9 protein-coding genes are annotated in these 6,784 nt (G+C 30.4%); 8 read left to right on the forward strand and 1 reads right to left on the reverse strand.

The window, feature by feature from the left end; genetic code table 11:
- The 3 genes from HMPREF1984_RS02640 to HMPREF1984_RS02650 are packed head-to-tail and all read left to right on the forward strand — an operon-like array spanning position 1 to position 1,534.
- On the forward strand, positions 1 to 1,005 hold the full coding sequence (locus HMPREF1984_RS02640; protein WP_021766334.1) for a bifunctional oligoribonuclease/PAP phosphatase NrnA: 1,005 nt from the start codon (positions 1 to 3) through the stop codon (positions 1,003 to 1,005).
- A gap of 20 nt (positions 1,006 to 1,025) precedes the next feature.
- Positions 1,026 to 1,241 (forward strand): hypothetical protein, encoded by a 216-nt coding sequence (locus HMPREF1984_RS02645; RefSeq protein WP_021766335.1) that lies wholly within the window; start codon positions 1,026 to 1,028, stop codon positions 1,239 to 1,241.
- Positions 1,241 to 1,534: a hypothetical protein gene (locus HMPREF1984_RS02650; RefSeq protein ID WP_021766336.1), complete on the forward strand. Its 294-nt coding sequence runs from the start codon at positions 1,241 to 1,243 to the stop codon at positions 1,532 to 1,534. The genes HMPREF1984_RS02645 and HMPREF1984_RS02650 overlap by 1 nt, the downstream gene beginning before the upstream one ends.
- 77 nt (positions 1,535 to 1,611) lie before the next feature.
- Here HMPREF1984_RS02650 and HMPREF1984_RS02655 read toward each other — a convergent pair whose 3' ends face one another.
- Entirely contained in the window at positions 1,612 to 2,193 is a 582-nt protein-coding gene (locus HMPREF1984_RS02655; protein ID WP_021766337.1) for a TetR/AcrR family transcriptional regulator, read from the reverse strand.
- 124 nt (positions 2,194 to 2,317) lie between these two features.
- Between HMPREF1984_RS02655 and mnmA the strand changes: the two genes are divergently transcribed.
- The 5 genes from mnmA to lgt all read left to right on the forward strand — a co-directional run bounded on the left by mnmA (position 2,318) and on the right by lgt (position 6,727).
- Positions 2,318 to 3,418, forward strand: coding sequence for a tRNA 2-thiouridine(34) synthase MnmA (gene mnmA / locus HMPREF1984_RS02660; RefSeq protein ID WP_021766338.1), 1,101 nt, complete (start codon positions 2,318 to 2,320; stop codon positions 3,416 to 3,418).
- Positions 3,419 to 3,470: 52 nt separating this feature from the next.
- The gene (locus HMPREF1984_RS02665) at positions 3,471 to 3,818 is read left to right on the forward strand and encodes a DUF6176 family protein (RefSeq protein ID WP_036099519.1); all 348 of its coding nucleotides are present in this window, start codon (positions 3,471 to 3,473) and stop codon (positions 3,816 to 3,818) included.
- Between the two features lie 75 nt (positions 3,819 to 3,893).
- Complete coding sequence (gene kdsA, locus HMPREF1984_RS02670; protein ID WP_021766340.1) at positions 3,894 to 4,730, forward strand: 3-deoxy-8-phosphooctulonate synthase; 837 nt, start codon at positions 3,894 to 3,896, stop codon at positions 4,728 to 4,730.
- Between the two features lie 21 nt (positions 4,731 to 4,751).
- Entirely contained in the window at positions 4,752 to 5,840 is a 1,089-nt protein-coding gene (locus HMPREF1984_RS02675) for an alanine--glyoxylate aminotransferase family protein (protein WP_021766341.1), read from the forward strand.
- A gap of 8 nt (positions 5,841 to 5,848) precedes the next feature.
- Positions 5,849 to 6,727 carry a prolipoprotein diacylglyceryl transferase gene (lgt, locus tag HMPREF1984_RS02680; protein ID WP_021766342.1) on the forward strand — a complete coding sequence of 293 codons (879 nt, stop codon included), beginning with the start codon at positions 5,849 to 5,851 and terminating at the stop codon, positions 6,725 to 6,727.
- Positions 6,728 to 6,784 lie beyond the last annotated feature (57 nt).

The raw sequence follows: 6,784 nt of genomic DNA on the forward strand, positions 1-6,784 counted from the left end.
ATGACTGAAAGAGTAGAGAAGTATAGAGGAAATATAACTCCTGAAGAAATAGTAGAAAAAATTGTAAATTCAAAAAGCATAATATTAACAGTGCATACTTCTCCTGATGGAGATGCACTTGGTTCAGTTTTAGCTTTTTTTCTGATGATTGATGAGTATAACAGAAAATATATAAAAAATGTCTCAGACTTTATTAAAGTTAAAATTGTAATAGATGACAAGCTTCCTAAGTATATTGGGAAATTTCAGGAAAATATTTTTCTTGAAACATATGAAAGATTTTCTTCCGATTCAGAGTATGACCTTTTCATAAGTCTGGATTGTGCAAATGAAGAAAGATATGGAAGAACGGTTGAACTTAAGAAAATATCCAAAACTTCAATAAATATAGATCATCATGTAAGTAATACAGAACATGCTGATTATAATTATGTGGAAGATGTATGCTCAACAGCAGAACTGATATATAAATTTTTAGAAATATTCAAAATAGAACTTAATAAGAAAATAGCTGAGTACATTTATTTGGGAATAATAAATGATACAGGAAATTTTAGACATGATAATGTAACTGAAAAAACATTCGAAATTTGCAGTAAATTAATAAAAGCAGGAGTAAATAACCATAAAATTGCAAATATTCTCTTTTCAATGAGTAAAGAGAAATCGGACTTGTTTGGAGATGTATACGAAAATAAAGTCATAGATGATAAATATGGATTTATTTATTATTACTTATCAGAAGAAAAAATAAAAAAATTGAATGTAACAAAAGATGATACAGATGGAATAGCGGAATTTCTATTAAAAATAGAAGGTATGGAGTTATCACTATTTTTAAGGGAAGAGGAAGGTAAAAGAAAAGGTAGCCTAAGATGTAACGATAAATATAATGTCAATGAAATAGCTTCTATTTTTAACGGCGGAGGACATATTAAGGCTGCAGGATTTAAAACAGAACTGTCTGTTGAGGAAATAATTAGTAAAATATACAAAAAACTTTAAATTAATATACGGGAGGGAAAATGGAATTTAATATGTTTAATTATCTAAAATTAAAAGGACTTGATAATTCTGAACTGGCAAAGCATTTTGAAAAAATAGATGAAACAAATGAAAATATAAATTCTATACTTGAAAAAAATCCAGGAGCTATTTTAAAGGAAATTAAAGTCACTTATTTAGATAAAGAGAAAAAGAATATTCAGTTTGATATTAATATAGAGGTTGTGAATAGCTAATGAAAAGAAAATACTTACTATTTTTAATGATGATACTTTTATTCAGCTGTTCTTCTCTTGGGAAAAGAACGGTTGCAGAGTCTGAAGTAGTATCAAAAAATACTGTAGTTGAAAAAGGAGTTGAAGAAGTATCTGAAAAGTTTGGAGAAGAAGTCAGCAGAAAAAATATAGGAGTATATAAAAGAGGTTATAGAAATTGGAAATTAGTCATGTATGGAAAAGATAACTATTATATTGTCAATGTAACAGAAGACGGAAAGGTAGTTTCAAGCTCAAAAGAAGATTACAAATAACAATAAAAAGAGACTGACTTGGATGAATTCCAAAGGAAAGTCCCTTTTTAGTATATTAGAAATAATAATTATATAAATCACGACAGCTTAAAAATTTTATCGAAAAAATTAAGAAAGTCGTTTATGGAACTGTTGTTTCTTTCAGTTTTTATTTTAAGCATAGTTCCTTCCAGAAGGGAAACAAGAATTCTTGCATACAGTTCAGGCTCTACTTCAGAATATTCTTCCGGGTTAAAATGCTTTAATGCACCAAGGAAAAACGAGATTCTCTGTTCGATTTTTTTATAGGATTCCAGCAGTTTATCCCTTGCTTCATCATTAATATCTGAAAGTTCAATGGCAAGGTTTCCCAAAGGACTTCCACCATGAAATTTGTTAAGTTCAATATTATTAAAAAAATTTTTAAAAAAGATTTTTAATTTGAGTATTGATAAATCATCAACTGTTATATTAAAAAAACGTATCAGATTGTCTGTATGATGATCGATTACTGTCATAAGTAAATCGTTTTTTGATTTAAAATAATAGTAAAATGATCCTTTTGGGATTTTACATTCATTTAGAATATCGGCTACAGAAGTATTTTTGTAACCTTTGTAATAAAAAAGCTTTGCGCTTTGATGAATAACATTGTTCTTTTTTAGATATGTTTTATTCATTTTTTACCTCATTAAAAAATTATATTATAACTAATTTTATAATTTAAAAACAATATTGTCAATATGTTAATGAAAATAAAAAAACAAATAGATAAAAACAATTATTATCAGGAAGGAAATCATTATGTCAAAAAATAAAAGAGTAGTTTTAGGAATGTCTGGAGGTGTAGATTCTTCAGTTGCGGCAATATTATTAAAAGAACAGGGCTATGAAGTAATAGGAGTTTTCATGAAAAACTGGGAAGAAAAGGATGACAATGGAAACTGCATGGCTGAAGAAGACTATAAAGATGTAATTGCTGTGGCGGAACAGCTTGATATTCCCTATTATTCGGTAAATTTTGTGAAAGAATACTGGGATAAGGTGTTTACATATTTTTTAGATGAATATAAAAAAGGAAGGACACCAAATCCTGATGTTATGTGTAACAAGGAAATAAAATTTAAGGCATTTCTTGATTATGCAATAAAACTGGGGGCAGATTATGTGGCAACAGGGCATTATGCGAGAATAGTTCATGAAGAAAAAGATGGAGAAATAAAATCAGTAATGTTGAGAGGAATAGACGACAATAAAGACCAGACCTACTTTTTATGCCAGTTAAGCCAGAAACAGCTGGAAAAAGTGTTATTTCCAATAGGGGAATACACAAAGCCTCAAATTAGGGAAATTGCAGAAAAGTATAACCTTGCAACAGCAAAAAAGAAAGACAGTACAGGGATATGCTTTATTGGAGAAAGGGATTTTAATGAGTTTCTTTCAAAATATTTACCTGCAAAGGGTGGAAACATTGTAAATACAGAAGGAAAAATACTCGGTAAACACAACGGGCTTATGTATTACACAATTGGACAGAGAAAAGGAATAGGTATTGGAAATAGTAAAGAAGGTACAGGGGAACCGTGGTTTGTAGTAGATAAAAATCTTGAAACGAATGAACTTATAGTAACTCAGGGAGATAGGTCAGTACTTTATTCGAAGGGACTTATTGCAACAGATTTTAATTTTATTAATATGGAAGATATGGAATTTCCGTTGGAATGTACTGTAAAGTTTAGATATAGACAGTCTGATTCAAAGGCTGTAATAAAAAAGCTTCCAGATGAAAAATATGAAGTTTTATTTGATGAACCTCAGAAAGCAGTAACGCCAGGTCAGATAGTAGTTGCTTATAAAGATGAAGTCTGCCTTGGTGGTGGAGTAATTGATGAAATAATAAAGTAATAAACAATCAGGTTAGTTATTATATTTATAAACATGAAAGGGAAATATGTCTATGATTAATATTGAGTTGACAAGGTTTAGAGTAATAAAAGGAAAAAGTGAAAAAGTTGATGAATGGATGAAATTTCTAAATGATAATATGAAGGATGTACTTCTGACTCTTGAAGGTGAAAAAATGTATATAGAAACAATTTTTCGTGAAACACTTGACGGTGAAGAATATCTTTACTGGTATTCTGTTCAGGGAGAAGGGGGCATAGAGGTTGAAAATTCAGAAAGCTGGATTGATACACGTCATCTTGAATATTGGGAAGAATGTATAGATAAGGATTTTAAACCAAAAGATTTAGATGTGCAGGTAGTTATGATACCTGAAAAAATACAGGAAAAAATGAAATAATTATTTGCTATCTTATATTATAAATGGTAAAATAAGAATAGAAATCAATAAAATAAACAGTGAAAGGATGAGAAAATGCTTATAGACAAAGTAAAAGAAGTTAAAATCACTGAAAATATAACTGTTGGAAATGGGAAAATCTTTTTAATAGGAGGACCTTGTGTTATTGAATCTGAAGATTTAGTAATGACAGTTGCAGAAAAAATGAAGGAAATAACAGATAAACTGAATATTCAGTATATATTTAAGGCATCCTTTGATAAGGCAAACAGATCTTCAATCAGTTCTTTTAGGGGACCTGGTCTTGAAAAGGGACTTGAAATACTTTCTAGAGTAAAAGAGAAATATGGAGTAGCACTTGCCACTGATATTCACGAACCATGGCACTGTAAGGAAGCCGCAAAAGTAATAGATATTTTGCAGATACCTGCGTTTCTTTCAAGACAGACAGATTTACTTATAGCTGCAGGAGAAACAGGAAAAGCTGTAAACATTAAAAAAGGTCAATTTTTAGCACCTTGGGATATGAAAAATGTTGTGAAGAAATTTGAAGAAATAGGAAATCCTAATATAATGCTGTGTGAACGTGGAGCAAGTTTCGGATATAACAATCTTGTAGTAGATATGAGAGGATTACTTGAAATGAGAAAATTCGGATATCCTGTTGTCTTTGATGCAACACATTCAGTACAGATACCTGGTGGTCAAGGAGAAACTTCAGGAGGAAACAGAGCATATGTTTACCCTCTTGCAAGAGCTGCAGTGTCAGTTGGAGTCGACGGTATTTTTGCTGAAGTTCATCCGGAACCTGAAAAAGGACTTTCAGACGGTCCGAATATGTTGAGACTTGATGATGTTGAAGAAATATTGAAAAAATTGATAGCATATGATAAATTAACAAAAGAATATTAAATATATTATAAGGAGGAAATTATGAGTTCGAAGTTATTATTAACTCCGGGACCTACAAATATACCGGAAAGATATCTGAAAATATTTGGGGAGGATATCATACATCATAGAACACCTGAATTCAGAAGAATTTTAAAAGAAAACAATGAAAACCTGAAAAAAGTATTCAAAACAAAAAATGATGTGTATACTTTAACAACTTCAGGTACAGGTGCCATGGAGGCTGCTGTAGTAAACTTCTTTTCAAAAGGGGAAAAAGTACTTGTAATTAACACAGGGTATTTTGGAGAAAGATTTGCTAAAATAGCTGAAATTTACGGTTTAGATGTTATTAACCTGAAATATGAATTTGGTGATGGATATGAACTTGACGATGTAAAGAAAATTCTTTCAGAAAATCCGGACTTGAAGGGGATACTTGCTACTCATAGTGAAACATCAGTTGGGATATTAAATGATATAAAAGCATTGGGTGAACTTACAAAAGACACAGATATTTTACTTGTAGTTGATACGATAAGTGGATTGGTGGCAAATGACTTTGATTTTGATGGATGGCATGTGGATGTTGCAATTGCAGGAAGCCAGAAAGCATTTTTAATACCACCTGGACTATCATTTGTTACAGCAAGTGATAAAGCTAAAAAAGCAATGGAAAAATCTGATTTACCAAAATATTATTTAAGCATAAAACAATATGAAAAATATTTTGATGAAATGACAGAAACTCCATATACACCTGCTATATCACTGATAATAGCTTTGAATTATTCATTGAAGGATTTATTGGCAAAAGGAATTGAAAATTGTATTAAAGAAAAATATGAATTAAGAAAATATATAGAGGAAAAAGCACAAAAACTAGGATTCAATTTACTTGTTAAAGAAGAAAAGAATAGAACAAATACCTTAATTTCAGTTTATAGGGAAGGTGTAATAATAAAAGATATTATTAATGCACTGGAAGAAAAAGGATTTACTGTTACAGGTGGAAAAGGTAAATATGCGGCAAGTCTTATGAGAATAGGAATTTTAGGTGAAATTACAAAAGAACAGGTAGATGATTTCTTTGTAATTTTTGAAGAAGAATTGAAAAAACAGATTGGCTAGGAGAGTAAATGAGACCAACTTTATTTAAAATAGGAAATTTTGAGCTTAGAATATACAGTCTAATGTATATTCTGGCTTTTATTATAGGGATAAAAATCGCTGAAAAGGATGATGTTGCTAAAAAAAGAGGTATAAAAGATAAAAAAATGATAGAAGACTTTGCCTTTTTTGCTATGATATCAGGCCTTGTAGGTGCAAGAGCATATTATGTAATAATGAAATTTAACGAATATGCAGGTGACCCCATTTCTATGCTGAAGGTATGGGAAGGTGGACTAGCAATACATGGGGGAATAATAGGAGGACTTATAGGTTCATACCTCTATGCAAAAAAGCATAAAATAAGTTTATGGACATTGACTGATATGGGGGTAGGACCCTTACTATTTGGTCAGTTTTTAGGACGTTTTGGAAATTTGGCAAATGGAGAAATACATGGAGTACCTACTTTTACTCCATGGAATGTAATATTTTCCGGAAAATTTACTGAATGGTGGACAGCGTATCAATCAATGAGTTTAGAGGCACAGTCTAAATTTAAGGAACTTGTTCCATGGGGACTGGTATTTCCACAAGATAGTCCGGCAGGAATGGAGTTTCCTAATTATCCATTACACCCAGCGATGCTTTATGAAGCAGTATTAAACCTTATAGGATTTATATTATTATGGTTTTACTTTAGAAAGAAAGAGTATAATCCAGGTATTCTTACAATGATTTATCTTATAATGTATGCAGTAATAAGAGTTTTTGTAAGTACATTCAGAGTGGAAGACCTTATTGTTCCTGGAATTGGAATAAGGGCACCATATTTAATAAGTATTATAATGGTAATTATGGCAGCACTAGGAATAAAATATTTTTCAAAAATAAAATCTGACAAATAAGGAAAAATAATGTGATTTGAAATAAAATTCAAATTATTTAACAACATTCTATTTATT

It is taken from the genome of Leptotrichia sp. oral taxon 215 str. W9775, assembly GCF_000469505.1.
Classification (GTDB): domain Bacteria; phylum Fusobacteriota; class Fusobacteriia; order Fusobacteriales; family Leptotrichiaceae; genus Leptotrichia_A.